General features: G+C 70.6%; 20 protein-coding genes and 1 pseudogene. 10 read left to right on the forward strand and 11 right to left on the reverse strand.

What is annotated here, in order from left to right; genetic code table 11:
- Positions 1–285: 285 nt before the first annotated feature.
- The 10 genes from BM414_RS16065 to BM414_RS16110 all read right to left on the reverse strand — a co-directional run bounded on the left by BM414_RS16065 (position 286) and on the right by BM414_RS16110 (position 9,050).
- A complete protein-coding gene (locus tag BM414_RS16065) occupies positions 286–1,782 on the reverse strand; it encodes a DHA2 family efflux MFS transporter permease subunit (RefSeq protein ID WP_093580827.1) in 1,497 nt (498 codons plus the stop codon).
- A 198-nt stretch (positions 1,783–1,980) separates the two neighbouring features.
- Positions 1,981–2,745 (reverse strand): SDR family NAD(P)-dependent oxidoreductase, encoded by a 765-nt coding sequence (locus tag BM414_RS16070; protein ID WP_093580829.1) that lies wholly within the window; start codon positions 2,743–2,745, stop codon positions 1,981–1,983.
- Position 2,746: 1 nt separating this feature from the next.
- Positions 2,747–3,247 (reverse strand): GNAT family N-acetyltransferase, encoded by a 501-nt coding sequence (locus tag BM414_RS16075; RefSeq protein WP_245784767.1) that lies wholly within the window; start codon positions 3,245–3,247, stop codon positions 2,747–2,749.
- A 26-nt stretch (positions 3,248–3,273) separates the two neighbouring features.
- Positions 3,274–4,347, reverse strand: coding sequence for an alpha/beta fold hydrolase (locus BM414_RS16080; protein WP_245784768.1), 1,074 nt, complete (start codon positions 4,345–4,347; stop codon positions 3,274–3,276).
- On the reverse strand, positions 4,316–4,639 hold the full coding sequence (locus BM414_RS16085) for a hypothetical protein (protein ID WP_093580833.1): 324 nt from the start codon (positions 4,637–4,639) through the stop codon (positions 4,316–4,318). The genes BM414_RS16080 and BM414_RS16085 overlap by 32 nt, the downstream gene beginning before the upstream one ends.
- Positions 4,639–5,727: an alpha/beta fold hydrolase gene (locus BM414_RS16090; protein WP_217644753.1), complete on the reverse strand. Its 1,089-nt coding sequence runs from the start codon at positions 5,725–5,727 to the stop codon at positions 4,639–4,641. The genes BM414_RS16085 and BM414_RS16090 overlap by 1 nt, the downstream gene beginning before the upstream one ends.
- The gene (locus BM414_RS16095; protein WP_093580835.1) at positions 5,724–7,331 is read right to left on the reverse strand and encodes an AMP-binding protein; all 1,608 of its coding nucleotides are present in this window, start codon (positions 7,329–7,331) and stop codon (positions 5,724–5,726) included. Before BM414_RS16095 ends, BM414_RS16090 begins: the two co-directional genes overlap by 4 nt.
- Positions 7,328–7,570 carry a GTP cyclohydrolase I gene (locus BM414_RS16100; protein ID WP_245784769.1) on the reverse strand — a complete coding sequence of 81 codons (243 nt, stop codon included), beginning with the start codon at positions 7,568–7,570 and terminating at the stop codon, positions 7,328–7,330. The genes BM414_RS16095 and BM414_RS16100 overlap by 4 nt, the downstream gene beginning before the upstream one ends.
- 44 nt (positions 7,571–7,614) lie before the next feature.
- Complete coding sequence (locus BM414_RS16105) at positions 7,615–7,923, reverse strand: hypothetical protein (protein WP_093580839.1); 309 nt, start codon at positions 7,921–7,923, stop codon at positions 7,615–7,617.
- A 200-nt stretch (positions 7,924–8,123) separates the two neighbouring features.
- The gene (locus BM414_RS16110; RefSeq protein WP_281246740.1) at positions 8,124–9,050 is read right to left on the reverse strand and encodes an NADPH-dependent F420 reductase; all 927 of its coding nucleotides are present in this window, start codon (positions 9,048–9,050) and stop codon (positions 8,124–8,126) included.
- A gap of 180 nt (positions 9,051–9,230) precedes the next feature.
- Between BM414_RS16110 and BM414_RS16115 the strand changes: the two genes are divergently transcribed.
- Entirely contained in the window at positions 9,231–10,052 is an 822-nt protein-coding gene (locus BM414_RS16115) for a mycofactocin-coupled SDR family oxidoreductase (protein ID WP_217644755.1), read from the forward strand.
- 187 nt (positions 10,053–10,239) lie between these two features.
- Here the strand turns inward: BM414_RS16115 and BM414_RS16120 are convergent, their stop codons facing one another.
- Positions 10,240–11,751, reverse strand: coding sequence for an MFS transporter (locus tag BM414_RS16120; RefSeq protein ID WP_093580845.1), 1,512 nt, complete (start codon positions 11,749–11,751; stop codon positions 10,240–10,242).
- Between the two features lie 452 nt (positions 11,752–12,203).
- Here BM414_RS16120 and BM414_RS16125 point away from each other — a divergent pair, with 452 nt between their 5' ends.
- From BM414_RS16125 to BM414_RS30860, 9 genes and pseudogenes are all read left to right on the forward strand, one after another.
- Positions 12,204–14,084 carry a 2-oxoacid:acceptor oxidoreductase subunit alpha gene (locus BM414_RS16125; RefSeq protein WP_281246741.1) on the forward strand — a complete coding sequence of 627 codons (1,881 nt, stop codon included), beginning with the start codon at positions 12,204–12,206 and terminating at the stop codon, positions 14,082–14,084.
- Entirely contained in the window at positions 14,081–15,163 is a 1,083-nt protein-coding gene (locus BM414_RS16130) for a 2-oxoacid:ferredoxin oxidoreductase subunit beta (RefSeq protein WP_093580849.1), read from the forward strand. Before BM414_RS16125 ends, BM414_RS16130 begins: the two co-directional genes overlap by 4 nt.
- Before the next feature lie 113 nt (positions 15,164–15,276).
- Positions 15,277–15,432, forward strand: coding sequence for a hypothetical protein (locus BM414_RS29465; protein WP_175551631.1), 156 nt, complete (start codon positions 15,277–15,279; stop codon positions 15,430–15,432).
- Positions 15,410–15,724 (forward strand): hypothetical protein, encoded by a 315-nt coding sequence (locus BM414_RS16140; protein WP_139245902.1) that lies wholly within the window; start codon positions 15,410–15,412, stop codon positions 15,722–15,724. The genes BM414_RS29465 and BM414_RS16140 overlap by 23 nt, the downstream gene beginning before the upstream one ends.
- Positions 15,725–15,805: 81 nt before the next feature.
- Positions 15,806–16,132: a ferredoxin gene (gene fdxA / locus BM414_RS16145; protein WP_093580855.1), complete on the forward strand. Its 327-nt coding sequence runs from the start codon at positions 15,806–15,808 to the stop codon at positions 16,130–16,132.
- Between the two features lie 347 nt (positions 16,133–16,479).
- A complete protein-coding gene (gene ribB / locus BM414_RS16150) occupies positions 16,480–17,769 on the forward strand; it encodes a 3,4-dihydroxy-2-butanone-4-phosphate synthase (protein WP_281246743.1) in 1,290 nt (429 codons plus the stop codon).
- 114 nt (positions 17,770–17,883) lie between these two features.
- Complete coding sequence (locus BM414_RS16155; RefSeq protein WP_093580857.1) at positions 17,884–18,096, forward strand: dodecin; 213 nt, start codon at positions 17,884–17,886, stop codon at positions 18,094–18,096.
- A 142-nt stretch (positions 18,097–18,238) separates the two neighbouring features.
- A pseudogene (locus tag BM414_RS31830) lies at positions 18,239–18,661 on the forward strand (MFS transporter); the annotation flags it as partial.
- Positions 18,662–18,677: 16 nt separating this feature from the next.
- Positions 18,678–19,805 (forward strand): MFS transporter, encoded by a 1,128-nt coding sequence (locus BM414_RS30860; protein ID WP_425432357.1) that lies wholly within the window; start codon positions 18,678–18,680, stop codon positions 19,803–19,805.
- The last annotated feature ends 83 nt before the right edge of the window (positions 19,806–19,888 follow it).

Raw genomic sequence — 19,888 nt, forward strand, 5'->3', positions numbered from 1 at the left:
CTCGGCATCGAACCACGCAATTGCTCATGATGAACGGTCCTGCCGCACGCGAGACCGACCTACTTCGGCCTCGCCCGGGCGCGACTGGACCGCTCCCGTTCTGGGGACGGACTGCACTCCTGAAGCTGCCAAGCCGCGGTTCCGGCCTCCCCCACCCCCTGGGATCGCACGAACGGTGGTCCGGCAGCCATCCCGCCACGTCGACGTCCACGAGAGCCGGGACCACCTCGTCGATGTCCGCCGACGCCAATGATCTGCCTGGGTGCTGCTCCGTCAGTCGGGTGCTCAGACCCGGTCGGGAGCGGGCGCCGTCACCTCGGAGGGCACCTGCGTCCGGCTCACGAAGAGGGTGCCGAGGATCGCGCCGAGGCCGAGGACTGCCGCGGTCATGAACGCGGCCCGGCCCGCGGACTCGGACTGGGCCAGGGTGAGCACGCCTGCGTCCGCGGCGTCCGAGCCGATGGTGTATGCCGAGATGAGCACCGCCCCGCCGGCGGCGCCGGCCAACTGTTGGATGGTGGTGAAGGCCGCGGTGCCGTGGGGGTACAGGTCGGCGCGGAGGCCGGCCAGCGCTGTCGTCGTCAGGGGAACCCACATCATGGCCTGCCCTCCGAACATGACCGTGTAGGCCGCCAGGGCCGTTCCGACAGCGGTGTCCTCGTCGACGGTGCTGAGGGACCACAGCGACGCCGTCCAGATGAACGCGCCGGTGACTACCAGGGGGCGCGGGCCGAAGCGGTCGTACACCCGGCCGCCCAGGACAGAGACGAGGGAGACGGCCGCACCACCCGGCACCAGGAACAGGCCGACCGCCAGGGTGCTCAGGCCGAGGACGGCGGTGAGGACCAGCGGCAGCACGATCAGGGTGCCGAAGCCGGCCATCGCGACGATGACCATCACGAGCAGTGACAGCGAGAACGACCGCGACCGGAAGACCCGCATGTCGAGCAACGCGCTGCCGGAACGCTGCAGGGCGACCTGTCGGAGGGCGAAGGCCCCCACGCCGGCCGACCCCACCGCGATGGGAACGTACGGGGCGATCGGCACATGGCCCGACACGGACTCCCCGATCGACGCCAGCCCGTAGACCAAGGCGCCGAACCCGACGGCGGAGAGCGCCAGGGACAGCACGTCGAGGGTCACCGGCTCGGGCGTGGTGATGTTGCGGAGCTTGACCGCCCCCACCACCAGTGCGACGACGGCGACCGGCAGCATGAGGAGGAACAACCAACGCCAGGACAACGCCGACAGCACGACGCCGGACAGCGCCGGACCGGCCGCCGGCGCGACGGCCGGTACGGCCGTGACGATCGCCATCAGCGTGCCCTGGCGGGCCACGGGAGCCAGCCGCATCGTCGTCGTCATCAGCAGTGGCACGAAGACGGCCGTCCCGGCAGCCTGGAGGATCCGCCCGGCGAACAGGACGCCGAAGCCAGGGGCGACGGCGGCGATCACCGTCCCGACGGCGAACAGCGACATCGCGCTCAGGAAGATCGTGCGCACGTGCCACCGCCGCATCACGAACCCGGTGGCCGGAGTGAGGACCGCCAGCGTCAGCAGATAGCCCGTGGTCAGCCACTGACCGGTGGTCGGGGTGATGCCGAGGTCGGTGATCAGGGTCGGCAGCGCTACCCCGAGCATCATCTCGTTGAGCATGACGGTGAACGCGGAGGCTGCGAGCAGGCTGATGACGAGGGCGCTCCCTGGCGCCAGCCGGTCGCTGACGTCGGTCGGGGCTCCCAGGGCGGCGAGACCCGGTGCCGGATGGTCCTGCGTGGCCATGGATGCGCCCTCTGGGTGTCGGTGTCGGGAGGTGCGAGCGGGGATCAGGTCGACCGGTGCCGCTCCGGCGAGGCGCGGGCCAGGTCCGTACTCGGGGGCGCGCCGAGGAACTGGCCGCGCAGGGCGCTTCCCCGGGTCCCGGTCGAACGGGTCCCGCTCCTACTCGGGATGACCGGGCGGCGCGTGACGCGCGGACGGTCAGGTGACGAGGATCCCGCCCTCGACCGGCAACGTGATACCGGTGACGTAGCCGCTGGCGTCGCTCGCCAGGAAGATCAGTGCGGCGCCGATCTCCTCCTGCTTGCCGACACGACCCATCAGGGTGCGGGGCACGACCACTTCCTCGACGTACTCGCCCTCGAACTGGTCGGTCATCTCCGACTCGAAGTAGCCCGGTGCCAGTGCGTTGACGCGGATGCCCTTGCGCGGCGTCCACTGTTGGGCGAGGTCGCGGGTCAACCCGATCAGGCCGGCCTTGCTGGAGGCGTACGCCGCCTGCGGGAGCCCCAGGGTCGTGAGCCCCACGACGCTGGAGATGTTGACGATCGAGCTGCCCGGCCGCATGACGCGACCGGCGGCCTGGGCCATCCAGTAGCAGGCGTTGAGGTTGAGCTCGATGACCGAGCGGAATTGCTCGGGCGTCTCCCGCGACGCGGGGACCGCCGTGCCGACACCGGCGTTGTTGACGAGCACGTCGACCCGGCCGAACGCCTCCATCGCCGCCTCCACGAGCGCCTGGCAGTCCCCTGGGTCGGTGACGTCGGTGCGCACCGCGATCGCCTTGCGGCCCAGCGCCTCCGCCGAGGCCACCGTGTCCGCCAGCCTGTCCTCGCGGCGCGCGCCCAGTGCCAGATCGGCGCCTGCCTCCGCGAGAGCCCTGGCGAACGTCACGCCCAGGCCGCTGGACGCGCCGGTGACGACGGCGACCTTCCCGTCGAGGCGGAACGAGTCGAGGAATCCCACGTCACTGTCCTTCCAGCAGGTCGACCATGCCGACCGCGGTCATCGCCTCGAACATCTGCTCCGTGAGGAGGGCGAGCACCAGCAGGTCCTGCAGTTCGCCGCTCCGGTCCCGGAAGTGGTCGCGCAACAACGCTTCGCCGGTGAAACCCATCCCGAGGAACATCTCGGTGACCGGTTGCTGCCTGGCCGCCACCTCGACCACGAGCTTGAGCAGGCCGGACCGCACGCCGTTGGCGACGGCGTGCTGCGCCAGGCCACGGCCGATGCCGCGACCACGGGTTACGGGGTCGACGACCAGCCGCAGTTCGGCGACGTGGTCGGACCACCCGGTCAGCGGCAGCAGGGCCGCCATCCCGTTGACGGTGCCGTCAGGGGCCACCTCGACCCAGCGCCAGCCCCGAGCGGTCGGCCAGCCCGCGAGCGCGGCGGGTGTGACGTCCTCCTTGACGAAGGTCAGATCGCTGTCGGGCAACCGCCTGAAGAGCTCGCCGAGCGCGGCCACGTGGTCGTGTGCGAACTCCTGGATGGTCATGCGAGGACCTCGCTCCGCTGCTTCAGGAAGTCGATGATGAGGGGAAGCGTGTTGCGGGCGGCGGTGCGCCCAACCATCAGGCCGATGTGGCCGGCGTCGAGCCGCAGCTCCTGCTTGTCCTCCGAGCCGATCAGTCCGACGAGGGGGCTGGCGGCGGGCTCGGGGATGATGTGGTCGCGGAGCCCGAGGACGTGCAGGAACGGCACCCGGATGTCGGAGAGCCGGACCCGGTCACCACCGAGGAAGACCCGATCACGGAGCAGCGCGTTGTCCTCGACCAGTCGCGTGAGCTGGTGCGCGACACCACCCGGCAGCGGCACCTGGCCGGTCGCCCAGCCACTCATCGCCTGGTACGCCCCGACGAATTCGTCGCTCCACAGCTTGTCGATCAGGTCGACGCGCGAGGTGAGCTCACTGACCGGCGCCAAGGCGCGGAACCCCTGCACGATGATCGACGGCGGGACCATGCCGTCGTCCCCGAGAACGGCATCGAGGTCGGTGCGCGCCATCAAGTCCGTCATCGGGCCCAGCTTCTGCAGATCCGCCGGCGTGGTGGGGACCGTGAGGCTGTGCAGCGGTGCGTCGAGATGGTGCGCGGCGTACAGCACCGACAGCACCCCGCCGAAGCAGTAGCCGAGGAGGTTGACGCTGTCGCTGCCGGAGAGCTCGCGGACACGGTGGATCGCGGCGGGTATGTGGGAGTCGACGTGGTCCTCGAGCTGGTTCTGCGCGTCCCCCTCGTCGGGGACGCCCCAGTCGAGCAGGTAGACGTCGAAGCCGGCGGCCACCAAGTGCTCGATCACGCTGTTGCCGGGCCGCAGGTCCAGGATGTAGCTGCGGTTGAACAGGCTGTAGATGATCAGCAGCGGCGGCCGCAGGGACACCTGCTCGCTGCGGTAGTGCCACAGGTCGGTGCGGCCCCGGCTCCACACGACGTCCTTGGGACTGAGGCCGACATCCGTCCGCTGGATGCCGGTCACCATCCGGATGCCGTTGCGCGCGCGCAGCGCGGTCCGCTCGACCTCGCGGCGGATGCGGTCAAGCGGGCTCAGGTCCGGGATCGTCACCACGGCGCGTCTCCTCCCTCCGGTCGCGCTGGAGCTGCAGGGACAGCAGCCGGAGATCGCGATCGAGGGCGCCGACCTGCTGGCGGAGCCGCTTGACGTCGGTCCCGGCGGGGAGGTTGACGGCGTGCCACGCACGGGCGGCCAGCCTGCCGAGGCCGGCCCGGACGGTCCGGTCGGCACCGGCGAGGAAGGCGACCGCCTGAGCGAACTCCTTCGAGCGGATCAGCTCGTCGGCGAGCGGGGTGGCCACTTCCTCGAAGCGGTCGTAGAGGTCGCGGGGACCGGGCAGGCCCATCACGGCGCCCCGGGGACGGAGCCGCGGACGAGGTCGGCCAGCACGTCGCCGGCCTCGAGGGGCACGAGGTGCCCCACCTCCGGGATCTCGACGTACCGGGCGCCGGGGATCAGCCGGGCCAGGCGCATCCCGTTGCCCACGGGCGTGAGGGGATCCACCTCTCCGTGCACCACTGTCGTGGGAACCCTGAGGCTGGCCAGCCGTCGGGGACCGTGCCAGCCGAGGACGGCCAGCGCCTGGTTCACCACTCCGGCGCGCGGCGTGCGCCGCTCCCCCAACTGCTCGACCAGCTCGTCGAGCAGAGCCGGCTCGCGTTCGGCGAAGCCCGGAGCGGCATGAGCGGCCCACCGCGACCGGAGGAACTGCTGCACGGACTCGCCCGGCGGAGGCCGGTCGAACGACCGTTCGGTCAGCTCCGGGGAGCCGGGGATCTGTGCCGGCGTGGGGGGGCGCGTCGCGACCAGGAAGAGCTCACCCACGAGAGCCGGATGCCGGAGAGCCAGCTCCTGCGCGATCATTCCGCCCATCGAGAGTCCGAGCACGCCGGCTCGCTCCGCACCGGCGGAGCGCAGGACTGCTGCGGCGTCGTCCGCGAGATCCGACATCGTGAACGGAGCAGGCGCCGTCCGCGACAGCCCACTCCCCCGGGTGTCCATGCGGATCACGCGGAAACTGCGCTCCAGGTCTCTCAGCCACGCGGTGGGCCACACACTCCCACCAGCGGTCCATCCGTTGAGCAAGAGCAGTGGCCCGCCGTCGCCGCCCTCGTCCCAGTGGACGCGAGGCCGCCGACCGGCCGGGGAGCTCTCGGCGACGGGACGGGCGCGCGACTCGCTGGACCGCTGCCGCCGGGCCTCCTCCTCCTCCCGCACGCGGCGTTCTGCGGTGGTACGGCCACCTGTCAGCCGTGCGGCCAGCCGCTGCGGCTTGTCGGCCGTGGCCACGAGCACCGACTGCGTCCTCGTCGCCAGCTCCACCCACGCCGCGACGGCCTCGTGGCGCGACAGGGGCTCCCACCACTGACGGGATCGGCGAGCGAGGGCGTCCGCGGTGTCGCGCGGGATCGGGAGCCGGATGGAGGTGCTCACGCCGACCTCAGCTCGCGCCTGAGCACCTTCCCAGTGGCGTTGCGTGGCAGCTGCTCGAGGAACCGGACGCTGCGCGGGACCTTGAAGCGAGCCAGTCGCTCACGCACGAAGAGCTGTACCGCGTCCTCGTCCAGCGCCGTCCCCGGCTTCGTCACCACGAACGCGCACAGCGCCTGACCGAAGCGCGGGTCGGGCACGCCGACGACGGCCACCTCGGCGATCCCCGGATGCTCGGCGAGCAGCTCCTCGACCTCCTGCGGATACACGTTCTCGCCGCCCGAGACGATCATGTCGTCCTCGCGTCCTTCGACGAAGAGCAGCTCACCCTCGACGTGCCCGATGTCCCCCGAGGCGAGCAGTCCACGCTGCTCCTCCTTGGCGCCGCCGCTCGTGTACCCGTCGAACCGCATCGAGCTGCCGACGAAGATCCGGCCGGTGTCGCCGGCCGCAACAGGCCGACCCTGGCCGTCGAGGATCTCGACGGATGCGCCGAGCACACGGCGACCGGCCGTTCCGGGGTGCGAGCGCAGCTCGGCGGGCGTGGCGATGGTCGCGAGCGCGACCTCGGTGGAGCCGTACACGTTGTAGAGCACCGCACCGAACCGGTTCAGGGTCTCCGTCGCGAGAGCGGGCCCGAGTGCGGAGCCGCTCGCTGCGATCACCCTGAGCCGGGTCGTGTCGGACGCCAGCAGGGCGGACGGACCCAGCGCCAGGATCCGCTGGAGCATGACCGGCACGACCACGAGGACGTGCGCGCGGTGGCCGCAGACGGATCGGAGCGTCTCCCTCGGGTCGAAGTGGCGACTCAGCACGGTGGTGGACGCGCGGGCCAGGCCCAGCAGCAGGTTGGTGAGCCCCCAACTGTGGAAGAGCGGAGCGGCGACGACCTGGGTGTCGCGTGGCCGGTACGGGATGCGGCTCAGCAGCCCCGCCAGGCCCTCGACGGATTCGGCTGCGGAGCTGCGTGCGGCACCCCGGGGGCGTCCTGTCGTCCCCGAGGTGAGCACGATGAGGCGTCCCTGCCTGCGCGGCGCGAGGAATCCCTGTCGGAGCGCCATGGCCGCCTGTGCCGCTTCTCCGAACGTGCGCCGGGCGCCGCAGCCGACGACCACGCCCTCGAACTCGTCCCCGTGCAGCAGGAAGTCGACGCCTTCGGCGGCCACGACGTCAGCGAGCTGGGGAGCGGCGAACTCCGTGTTGAGGAAGACGAGATCAGCGCCGGTGCGGGCAACGGCGACGAGAGCCAGGACGTACTCCCGGGAGTTGCGGGCGAGGATCCCGACGCGTGTCCCAGGGGCCACGCCCTCGTCCACGAGTCCCCGAGCCAGGTGACCGGCGCGCCGCCACAGCTCGCCGTACGTCAGAGCGCCGTAGGGGTCGACGACAGCGTGGGCCCACGGATACCGCGCCGCAGAGGAAGCGACCGCGCCGACGATCCCCCGGCCCCACACCCCCACCGCGCCGAGCGCCAGGGGTACGCGGTGGGGCTGTCGCAGATCGATGTTCGCGCGCGTCAGGATTGCGTCTGCGCGTAACCGCGACCGGATCGAGACCCTCGGTCGCCCTGCGGGATCGTCGTCCCGACCGCCTTCGACGATGGTCATCGTCGGACCTCCCTGGCCGGAATGTCCTCCACCAGGAACATCTCGTCGTGGTCCTCGTCGAACGTCGTGGAGAGGACGTCCCGCGGGTCCTGCCGCAGGCCGGCGAACGTCTCGACAGATGCCTGGGCAAGCCGCGCCGGTGTCTCCTGTTGCCCGGGCCGGTCGCGGTCCTCCCCCACCGCGACCAACAGCCGGCGGATCGCGGCGGCGGCTCGGGCGGCAGCGACGTCACCAGCCACGACGCCTGACCTCCCCGTGTCCTCCATCGGGACTCCTCGTCCGCTCAGTCCGATGCGGGGAGGGGCTTGGCGGACCGGAGGGGTAGTTCGACGCCGTCGAGCGCGAGCGCCCCTGTCCCGGCCTTGACGCAGAGCAGTTCCAGTCCGGTTGCCGGGTCGGCGTAGCGCTTGCCCAGTGCCGTGCCGCCGGTGGCCCCCTCGTCGATGGTGAGGCCGGGGGTGGGTTGGCTGTCGGCGGGGATCAGGGGGTGCCCGCCGCAGGTGAGGGAGACCTCGCCGGCGGGTGCGCGGACCACGACCACCTGGGTGTCGTCCACTGCGCTGCGCCAGCGCGATCCGATACGGAGCTGCATTCTCTACCTCCCACGAGCACATGCCTCTGAGACCTGAGGCGTAATTCCTCATGAGGATATCAGCAGGCCGGCCGAGGTGGAAGCCGTTCCGCGAGGGCATTCGGGGATGACCGCTCGCCGCCCTCCACTCACACCCCAGGTCGGCGCACGCCGCCCACTCGGGAGGCCAGCCCGGCTCCGACGCGGAGCCGGGCTGGGCATCACATGTAGAGAACGCGGTTGAGGCGGACGAAGTAGTCAGCGTCGGGGTTCCTCGAAGGGTCTCCCAGTCGTTCCGCGACGACGGCGGTGGCCAGGTCACGCCGTCGGGGTGCCCGTTCGGCATCGGCCGCGGCCAAGGCAGCCGCCAGCTCCTCACGGGTCAGGTCGGTGCAGTAGGGCGGCGTGCCGGGTTGGTGACGCCAGGATCCGGCGAGAAGTCCGGCGTCGTAGCCGTCGAATCCGGTGTCCTCGACCAGCTGCATCCCGATGCGACGGGCCTCGTAGCCGTCTGCCGCGACCGGCAGGGCGATGCGGCCAGGGGTGCCCGCCGGCTGCCCCTTGCTAGCCAGGGAGTCGGACCCGATGGAGTTCCATGCCTTGACGACCGTTCGCCCCAGCTGCTGCGCGACCCACACACTCTCGACCTGCCCCCCGTCGAGGGCCTCGATCGCGCCGTCGCGCGTCGGGTAGTAGTTCATGGTGTCGATGACGACGACACCCTCCGGCAGGGCGCGCACGAGCGGCGCGATCTCGAGGAGTCGGCCGAGGGGCACCGAGACGATGAGCACGTCGATGTCGGCGACAGCGTCCGCCGCGGTGACGGCGCGCGCGCCGGCGGCGAGGACGTCCTGCTCGATGGTGTGAGGACCTCGTGAGTTGGCGACCTTGACCTCGTGCCCGGCCTCAGGCAGGCGCAGGGCCAGGGTCTTGCCGATGTGCCCCGTACCGAGGATGCCGATCTTCATGGACTTCCCATCCTGTCGTGTGTGCGGACTCCCCCGAGCTGCCGCCGCCCGACCGACGTCCCGTGGGCGGACGTCCCCGCCTCCGAGACGAGGAGGGTGATCAGGCTGGTGGCGCCGTCGGCCGGCGTGGCACGCCCGACGGTGGTGCGAGAGGTCACTGGTCCGGGTGGATCGTTCCAACGCTCACGGTTCCCCGATTCATCGATGTCGATCCGGAGATCCGCGGGACGCGTCCTCGTTGCGTCCAGGCCCTGGGCTGTGGACCGCAAGTGGCCTGGAGCACTATATTGCTCATGAGGTTCGGGTGCCAGCTCCGGCCCCTCCACCATCATGCGGACCACACAACTGGAGTTGATGGACGTGAGCGGACGGCTGACCGGCAAGGTCGCCTTCATCACCGGCGCGGCGCGCGGACAGGGCCGGGCGCACGCACTGCGGCTGGCCAGTGAGGGCGCCGACATCCTCGCCCTGGACCTGGCCGGCCCCCTCCCCCAGGGAGTGCCGTACGAGTCGTCGACCCCGGACGACCTGGCCGAGACGGCCCGCCAGGTCGGTGCTCTCGACCGCCGGATCCTGACCCACGAGGGTGACGTCCGGGACTTCGAGGACATGCAGGCCTTCGTCGGGCGGGGCGTTGCCGAGTTCGGCCGGCTGGACATCGTGGTGGCCAACGCCGCCGTCTTCGTCCCCGGCACCTGGGACGAGATCACGCCGACGATGTTCAAGGACACGATGGACATCAACGTCACAGGTGTGTGGAACACGGTGATGGCGGGTGCGCCGCACCTGGTCGCCGGGAGTGACGGCGGGTCGGTCGTGATCATCAGCTCCGGCGCGGGGAAGAAGCTGCAGCCGTTCGCGATCCCGTACACGACCAGCAAGCACGCGGTCACCGGCATGACGCGGGCCTTCGCCGCCGAGCTCGGCAAGCACGGCATCCGGGTCAACTCGGTGCACCCCGGCGCTGTCGCCACGCCCATGGGCGGCGATGCCGTGATGGCCGCCATGGAACGGGTCGGTGCCTCCAACCCGAAGCTCGCGGCCATGGGGACCACCTTCCTCGACCAGGGCTGGACGGAGGCCGACCAGATCGCGAACGCAGTGGCGTTCCTGGTCTCCGACGAGGCCAGGTTCATCACGGCCGAACACCTGTCGGTCGACGGGGGCGTACAGCACTTCTGACCGACGGCCAGCTCGTCGCAGGCGGTAAGTCACCGCCCAGGCGCCAACGCGACGCCCGGGGTGGCGTGCTGGCCACCCCGGGCGGGGAACGGTCTGTGACGGGCGCGGTCCTCCGCCACGAGCAGTGCCCGGACTGTCGTGACGCCGGCTCGCGCATCGACGCCGGCCGCGAGGGCCGTCTGCTCGGTCACGGCTCGTTCTGCCGTCCCCCGGGTGGCGACCCGGACTCGCTCTCGACCAGCGTGCCGCCGGGTACCAGCGCCACCTCGGGGTGCCGCATCTCGACGTCAGGCCCGTTGTGGATGCGGGAGTCGCGCCGGACCTCCGGGATGAGCAGTGCGGCCAGGGCGCTCAGGACCAGCACACCGGTGAGCACGAGGAAGCCGGTGGCGTAGCCGGACCCCCCCGGCGGACCCCCTGTGGTCGCGGCGCCGGAGACGATGCTGGCCATCAGCGCGGCACCGACGGCCCCGCCGATGGTGCGAACGTTGGCATTGATGCCGCTGGCCACCCCGGTCTGGTGCGCCGGCACGGCGGCCACGATCAGATTCGCCACCGCGGAGAAGGCCAGACCGAAACCCGCGCCGTTGACGGCCGTGATCAGGTAGATCGCCCACTCACTGTCGTGCGCCACCACGACGAGCAGGAAGCCGACAGCGCTGACGAGCGAGCCGACCACGACCAGGTTCCTTGAGCCGAATCGCAGGGCCATCCGGCCGGCCACGAGGCCGAGCACGAACACCGCGACGGTCTGCGGCAGCATCATCAGGCCGGATTCGGTGACCGAGGCGCCGAGGCCGTGGCCATCGGACGGGGACGCCTGCAGGAGCTGGGGCAGGAACCCGAGTGCCGAGTAGACAGCCGCGCCGAGGGCCAGCGTGACGAGGTTGGTCGCCCAGACCGCCCGGATCCGCATCATCGTCATGTCGATCAGCGGGTGCTCGGCGCGGGACTCCGCCACCACCCAGACGACAGCGAGGACGACGGCCGCGGCGAGCAGGGCGAGCACGCTCGGCGAACTCCACCCCCAGGTCGGCGCCTGGCTGACGGCGAGCAGGAGCCCGACGAGCCAGCCGGACAAGAGGGCCGCGGAGATCCAGTTGATGGAACCCGCGGACAGCGCGCGGGACTCCGGCAGCAGGAACTGGGCGGCGAGGGCCGACAGGACCGTAACGATCAGCGGCACCCAGAACAGCCAGTGGTAGCCGAAGGCGTCGACGATCGGGCCGGCCAGGATGAGGCCGACACCACCTCCCAGTGCGGTCAGGCCGGCGATGGCGCCGACCGCACCGGGGACCTCGCGCTGCGGGAACTCGTCCCGGATGATCCCGAAGGCCAACGGCAGGACGCCTCCCCCGACGCCCTGGACGACACGGCCGATGATCATGACCGACAGGTCGGTGGCCACGGCGGACAGCAGACAGCCGAGCGCCATTGTCCCCAGACCGACGACGAACATCCGCTTCTTGCCAGTCATGTCGCCCAAACGACCCAGGATCGGGGTGAAGACCGACGCCGCGATGAAGTTGGCGGTCAACACCCACGTCACGTCGGTCTGAGAGCTCCCCAACTCCGCCTGGACCGTCGGTAGCACCGGATTGACCAGCGACTGCAGGAACGCGAAGGCGGCGACACCGAGGGCCAGGACGGCGAACGTCGAGCGATGCCCAGTGCGCCGCTCGGTAGGGCTCTGCCGCACGCGGGTCCTCTCGAGGGGCGATCACGGATCCGTTCCGCGCAGGCCCCTCGCGCGTGTGCGTCCTCAGGGACGCGGCGCCGGCGGATCCACGCTCGGACGGGAGACCGCCTCCGCTCCACGTCGGAGGGAACGAGGCCGATCTCGCCGGCGTACGAGGCAGCAGCCTATTCCTCATGACCTTATGGGTACAAGCCACCTTATGGGTACAAGCCGCCGACGGCTTCACGCCCCTTGACTGTCCAGTCACACCGACGTAGCGTGCGTCACGTCAGATCCTCATGAGGATCTCACTCGCATCATCCCGCCGGGCCCGTGGCTCCACCGTTGGGCTACGGATCATCGACGACGACGCGCTGAGTCGCACGACACCGAGTAGCCGTCTCGACTGCGCCATGCGCTCCCCGCGCGTGAGCCGGGGCGCGGCACAGCCCGTTCACCGCAGGAGGTACATGATGGCGTCACCCGGATCCGAGCCGGTCCACGGATCGCCGCGGAAGCAGTCTCGCGTCGTCATCAGGTTCGCCGGCGACTCCGGTGACGGCATGCAGCTGACTGGCGACCGGTTCACGGCGGAGGCGGCGGCATTCGGCAACGATCTGTCGACGCTGCCGAACTTCCCCGCGGAGATCCGGGCGCCGCACGGCACTCTGGCCGGTGTCTCGAGCTTCCAGCTGCACTTCGCCGACTACGACATCCTGACCCCGGGTGACCGGCCGGACGTGCTGGTGACGATGAACCCGGCCGCGCTGAAGGCGAACCTCACGGATCTGTCGCCCGGCGGAGTCCTGATCGTCGACACCGACGAGTTCACGAAGCGGAATCTGACCAAGGTCGGTTTCGAGAGCGACCCGCTCGAGGACGGCTCGTTGGCGTCGTACACCGTGCACCGGGTGGCGATGACGTCACTGACCACCGCCGCGCTGGCCCCCTTGGGAATCGGCAAGAAGGAGGCCGAGCGCAGCAAGAACATGTTCGCCCTGGGCCTGCTGTCGTGGATGTACTCGCGGCCGACCGAGGGCACCGAACGCTGGCTGCGGGACAAGTTCGCCAAGCGTCCGGAGATCGCCGAGGCCAACATCGTGGCCTTCCGCACCGGGCACGCCTACGGCGAGACGACCGAGTCCTTCGCGGTGACCTACGAGGTCTCGCCGGCTGCGCTGCCGGACGGCACCTACCGGCAGATCACCGGGAACACCGCACTCGCCTACGGCATCGTGGCGTCCGGCCTGCGGTTCGGGCTGCCCGTGTTCCTCGGCAGCTACCCGATCACGCCGGCGTCGGACATCCTGCACGAGCTGTCAAAGCTCAAGCGGTTCGGCGTGACGACCTTCCAGGCCGAGGACGAGATCGCGGGCGTGAGTGCGGCGATCGGTGCGGCCTTCGGCGGCTCCCTGGGGGTGACGACGACATCGGGCCCCGGCATCTCGCTCAAATCGGAGGCCATCGGTCTGGCGGTGATGACGGAGTTGCCCCTCCTGGTGGTCGACGTGCAGCGTGGCGGCCCCTCCACCGGCCTGCCGACGAAGACCGAGCAGTCAGACCTGCTGCAGGCGATGTTCGGCCGCAACGGTGAGGCTCCACTGCCGATCGTGGCACCGCGGTCCCCCTCCGACGCCTTCGACGCCACGCTGGACGCCGTCCGCATCGCGGTCACCTACCAGACGCCGGTGCTGCTGCTCTCCGACGGGGCGATCGCCAACGGCTCCGAGCCGTGGAGGCTGCCCGAGGACGGGGACCTACCCGAGACACCGGTGCGGTTCGCCACCGAGCCGAACGGTCCGGACGGCAGCTTCCTGCCCTACCTGCGCGACCCCGACACCCTCGCGGTCCCGTGGGCGGTGCCCGGCACACCCGGTCTCGCCCATCGGATCGGCGGGCTGGAGAAGGCCGACGGCACCGGCAACATCTCCTACGACCCGGCCAACCACGAGTTCATGGTGCGGGTGCGCCAGGCCAAGATCGACGGCGTCACGGTGCCCGACCTGGACGTCGAGGACCCGGACGGCGACGCCGACGTCCTCGTCGTCGGCTGGGGGTCGACCTACGGCCCGATCGGTGCCGCGGTCCGCCGGCTGCGAGCCCTCGGGCACCCGGTGGCACAGGCCCACTTCCGGTACCTCAACCCGTTCCCGGCCAACACCGCGGACGTCCTGCGCCGGTACCGGAAGGTCGTCGTCCCCGAAATGAACCTCGGCCAGCTGGCCTTCCTGCTCCAGGGACGGTTCTGCATCCCCGTCGAGTCGATCACCAAGGTCGCCGGCATGCCGTTCGGAGCGGCCGAGCTCGCCGAGCGCCTGACTCCGCTGATGATGAAGGAAGAGGTGTCGGCATGACCGCGATCGACCTGGGGCTGCCGGTGCTCGGCGGACTGGACCGCGTGCCCACCGAGGACGAGGTGCAGCGGGCCAAGGACTTCACCAGCGACCAGGAGGTGAGGTGGTGCCCGGGTTGCGGTGACTACGCGGTGCTGGCCGCCGTCCGCTCGTTCCTGCCGACGTTGCACATCAAGCGGGAGAACACCGTCTTCGTGTCGGGCATCGGGTGCTCCTCCCGGTTCCCGTACTACCTGGACACCTACGGCATGCACTCGATCCACGGCCGCGCGCCGGCGATCGCGACCGGGCTGGCCGTCACCCGGCCCGACCTGTCGGTGTTCGTGGTGACCGGGGACGGCGACGCCCTGTCCATCGGCGGGAACCACCTGATCCACGCCCTGCGCCGCAACGTGAACCTGACGATCCTGCTCTTCAACAACCGGATCTACGGGCTCACCAAGGGCCAGTACTCGCCCACCTCCGAGGTCGGCAAGGTCACCAAGTCCACCCCGATGGGCTCGCTGGACCACCCGTTCAACCCGGTGTCCCTCGCGCTGGGCGCCGAGGCGACGTTCGTCGGGCGGGCGATGGACTCCGACCGAGCCGGCCTGACGGAGGTGCTCGACGCCGCGACGCGGCACCGCGGGGCGTCGCTGGTCGAGATCTACCAGGACTGCCCCATCTTCAACGACGGCTCCTTCGACGTGCTGCGCAAGCCCGACCAGTCCGAGTCGCGAGTGATCACCGTGCGGCACGGCGAGCCGATCGTCTTCGGCAACGAGGGCCGCTACGCCGTCGTCCGCAAGGGCTTCGGGCTGGCCGTGGCGCCGACCGCGGAGGTCGCACCGGAGGACGTCGTGGTCCACGACGCCACCGACACCGAGCTCGCCTTCGCCCTGTCCCGGCTGTCCGACCAGGACCTGCAGCACGCCGTCTTCGGCGTGCTGCGGCGGGTGGACCGGCCCACGTACGACGACCTCGCCCGGGCCCAGGTGCAGCACGCGGTACAGGACGGGACCGCCGACCTCCACTCGCTCCTGCACGGCACCGACACGTGGGCCGTGCAGAGCGGCAACGTGCAGATCCCGCATGACTGAGGGACCACTGACGCGAGAGAGCGGAGGGACCGGACGTGTGCGAGCAGGGTTCCGTTCCTGCGGATGTGTTCCGGTGGCTCTGTCGGGAGCTGGGACACGCGGCGGACGAGGTCATGAGCGTCCGCCTCAACCGCGAGCGCGTCGTGCTGCTGAAGGACCCGCCCACGGGGCCGCTGCAGAAGTTCACGTACGAGCCGCTCGGCGGTCGGCTCACGCTCGTCGACCAGGAACCGGCCGGCGCCCGCGATGACGAAGGTGGGCGGCGATGAGTGTGCCCCGCCGGCGACGAGGGGCGATGAACTGCTGCGATTGTCCTGCCCCTCCTCCCTCGGAGCGGTCGTGCCCCGGTACCGCTACATCTCCCCCTGGCCGGCGGTCTTCGGTGACCTCGAGGTCGGCCGAAACGCCCGTGTCCTCCCCGTCGACGGGCGGGCACTGCCCCCGACCGGATCGACGGTCATCCTCCTCCCGGGAGATGAGATCGAGCTCGAGCAGCCGTCCACCGATGCCCGCCTCAGAGAGGTGGCCGGGCCCACGGACGGCGGACAAGAGGTCCACTGACCGGTCCGGATCCGGTAGTGAGCAGTCCCCCCGGCGCCGCACGCACCACGGCGCGGTGCCGCTGTCGAACAAGGAGCCGTCATGACCTACGTCATCGCCGAGCCGTGCGTCGATGTCCTCGACAAGAGGTGCATCGACGAGTGCCCGGTGGACTGCATCTACGAGGGTGACCGGATGCTGTACATCCATCCGGACGAGTGCGTCGACTGCGGCGCCTGTGAGCCGGTCTGCCCGGTGGAGGCCATCTACTACGACACGGACCTCCCGGACCAGTGGAGCGCCTTCCAGGACGCCAACGCCGAATTCTTCTCGGAGCTCGGCACCCCAGGAGGCGCAGCCAAGACCGGCCGGATCGGCCGTGATCATCCGATGGTCACCGCTCTCCCACCCCGCAGCGAGAGTCACTGATCGGAGACGACGCCGGTCCGGCACGCCGGTGGCCGTCCTGCGTGTGGCGCGGCCCGGCCTGCACACCTCGTCATGTCGACCAGCGCTTCCTCGAGCGGTCGAGAGCCATCAGTCATGGGTTGCGGACAATAAGTTATGAGGAATAGGGTGACGCCGTGAAGCCCCAGGACAGACGGTCACCGTCCGGACGGGACGCCGTTCACACGCGTGTGAACGCTCCTCGTGCGCATACCGGGACGGTGCCGTCCGACCTCGGCTCGGGCCTGATCCGGACGGAGCCGGCCGTGGTCGTCGGAGGCGGATCCCTCGATCTCCCCGCCTCCGCACCGCCGTTGTCGCTCGACACCGTGGAGGCGGCGCTCGCGGAGATCGCTGCAGGTCGCCCGGTGATCGTCGTGGATGACGAGAACCGCGAGAGCGGAAGCGACCTCATCATGGCCGCGGATGCCGTGACCCCCGAGTGGATGGCATTCACCGTCCGGCACACGTCCGGTCTGGTGTACCTGCCGCTCACCGGAGCGGTTCTCGACCGCCTGGGCATCCCGGCCATGGTCCACGAGAGCGTGGACCGGCTGCAGACGGGCCTCGCGGTCAGCGTCGATGCGAGCTCCGGTGTCACGACGGGCATCTCCGCGCGAGATCGGGCCCGCACGGCGCGGCTGCTGGCCGATCCGCGAACCGAGCCCGGGGACCTGACACGACCGGGTCATCTCCTCCCCCTGCGGACGAGGGAAGGTGGCGTGCTGGTCCGCCCGGGGCACGCCGAGGCGGCTGTGGACCTGGCCCGGCTGGCCGGTCGTCAGCCGGCCGGCGTGATCGCCGAGATGGTCGAGGACGACGGCAGCATGCGGCGTGCCGACAGCTGCCGGGCATTCGCCGACGAGCACCACCTGGTGATGATCTCGATCCAGGACCTCCGCGACCACCGCCTCCGGGAGGAGGGAGTCGTCCGTCGGGTGGTCTCCACCTCGATGCCGACTCGTCCCGGAGTGCTCACCGCCGTGGGCTACATCGACCAGCAGTCCGGGACCGAACACCTCGCTCTGGTCGCCGGACTCGGCGCAGACGGACACCTTCCCGACGGCGACGACGTCCTGGTCAGGATCCACTCCGCGTGCCTGACCGGCGAGGTTCTGAGCTCGAGCCGCTGCGACTGCGGCCCGCAGCTGGATGCGTCCATCGAGAAGATCGCGACCGCGGGGCGCGGCGTGGTCGTCTATCTGCGTGGCCACGAGGAGAGCGGAACCGGCCTTCTCGCCACACTGAGGGCCTGCTCCCTGCAGGACCGAGGACTCGACACCGTCGAGGCGGGCACCCGACACGGGATGCCCGTCGACGCCAGGCACCGCCAGGCGGCCGCCGACATCCTCACCGACCTCGCCGCCCGGAGGGTACGACTGCTCACGGACGATCTCGCCGAGGTGACGGCCCTGAGCGGTCATGGCATCCACGTGTCCGCACGGCTCCCCCTCGCCGTCGGCGCACCTCGGGACAACGTCCGGCTTCTCGCCACGAGGCGGGACCGGACGGGACACCACCTCGTGGAGGTGGTGTCCGGTGCCCCGCCCCTCGTGGTGGGCAGAGCCCCCCTCCCCACCTGGAGCCGACCCGACGATGCGGTACCGGGAGTCGGGTGAACGGGGCCACCTCGGCCAGAACCGTGCCCGAACAGGGCTGTGGGAGATCTCCCTCGAGGAAAGCGTCCGCCACAGGGTGAGGCGAAACGGTGTCCACCCGGATAGGAGCCATGGATGAGTGACCACGTCTACGGACTCAGCGAGATCGTCGGTAGCAGCAAGACCAGCGTCGAGGACGCCATCCGGACCGCCATCCGACAGGCGGCGCAGACCGTCCGCAACATCGAGTGGTTCGAGACGGGAGAGATCCGAGGGCACGTGGTCGACGGTGACGTCGCGTACTTCCAGGTGAAGCTGAAGCTGGGGTTCCGCATCGAGGATCGGTAGCCGAACCGCCCCGTCCCGTGCTGCCCGGTCCGGCGCCCCTGTGGGTCCTCGAGGAGTCTCGTCGTCTCCCGCGATGAGTGACATGCCCACCGAACGAGCGACGTCGTTGTGGGCGCCGTTGCGCGTACGCGCCTTCCGGGCCATGTGGCTGGCGCAGTTGGTCAGCATGCTGGGCACCTGGATGCAGACCGCGGGTGCGCAGTGGGTGCTGGTCGACGAACCCGACTCGTCGACCCTGGTCGCGCTCGTCCAGGTGGCATCGATCCTGCCGATGGTGCTGTTCGCCCTTCCGGCAGGTGCGCTGGCCGACATCCTGGACCGGCGCAGGCTGCTGATCGGCGTGCAACTCCTCCAACTGGCCGTGGGCAGCTCGCTCAGCATCCTGACGGCCGTGGGTCTGATGCCACCCGCGCTGCTGCTCCTCTTCACCTTCCTGCTCGGTACGTGCCTGACCGCGACCCTGCCCGCCTACCAGGTCCTGGTCCAGTCGTTCGTGCCGCGCGAGCAGGTGCGGATGGTGGCCGCGCTGGGTGGCATGGCCGGGAACGGGGCCCCGAGCCGTGGGCCCGGCACTGGCAGGGGTGTTGTTGTCCCAGTCCGGGCCGGCCGTCGTGTTCGGGTTCACCGCCGTGTCGGCCTCGGCCTTCCTCGTCGTGCTGGGCGTCGTGCGCCGTCCACCGGTCCCGACCGGCATGCCCCCCGAGCGGTTCACGAGCGCCATCCGGACCGGTGGCCGGTACGTGCGCAACTCACCCGCCATGCGCCGGTATCTGCTGCGGGTCTTCCTCTTCGTGCTGCCCGGCGCCGCGATGTGGGCGTTGTTACCGCTGGTTGCCTCCGAGCAGCTGTCCAGCGGTTCCACGGGCTTCGGCGTGCTGCTAGGTAGCCTCGGAGTCGGCGCAGTTGCCGGCGCCGCGGTGCTGCCGCGCCTGGCTGCCCGGCTCTCGGCGAATCGACTGCTGGTCCTGTCGGCGGTGCTCTTCACCGTCTCACTCGTGGCCTGCGTGACGGTGCCGAACCCAGCCGTGCTCGCGGTGCTCCTGGTGCCCGGCGGCATGGCGTGGCTTCTCGTGCTCATGGGCGTCAGCGCGGCGTTACAGGTCTTCCTGCCGCAATGGGTGCGCGCCCGCGGTCTGGCCACGTTGAACATGGTCTTCGCGGCGTCGCAGGCAGCGGGCTCGCTCCTGTGGGGGCTCGTGGCACAAGCCGTCGGGTTGCGTCCCACCTTTCTCGCTGCAGCGGTCCTCATGGTGGCCGGCGCGGTGACCGTGGCGCTGTGGCCCCTCCCCGACGTCGCACACCTGGACCGCGATCCGGCGGTCTACTGGACGGACCCGGACCTGGCCTACGAGCCGGACCCTCGGGTGGGGCCGGTGCTGGTCGTCGTGCGCTACGTGGTCCCGCCCGAGGCGCAAGGGCCGTTCCTCGAGGCGATGGAGCCAGTGCGACGCTCCCGGCTGCAGACCGGGGCGACGAGCTGCAGGCTCTATCAAGACGGGATCAATCCCTCGCTGTTCGTGCTCGTCCAGTCCTACGACACGTGGGAGGAGCACCTGCGCCAGCACACCGGCCGGCTCACCGGTGCCGACCGGCAGCGGGAGGAGATGGCCCACTCCTTCGCGGTGGATGTGGAGGGCGCGCACCTGTTCCCGGCCGTGAACCGGGACCTCGGCATGATGCCGTCGGGCCCGACGGACGCGTGGTCCTGAGTCATGAAGTGGGAACATCGCCGGTGCGGCTCGCCGGACGACGGGTGGGGCGGGGCTCGACGTGGCTGCCGAGGGCGTGATCC

The sequence above is a fragment of the Geodermatophilus amargosae genome (assembly GCF_900116515.1).
GTDB lineage: Bacteria > Actinomycetota > Actinomycetes > Mycobacteriales > Geodermatophilaceae > Geodermatophilus > Geodermatophilus amargosae.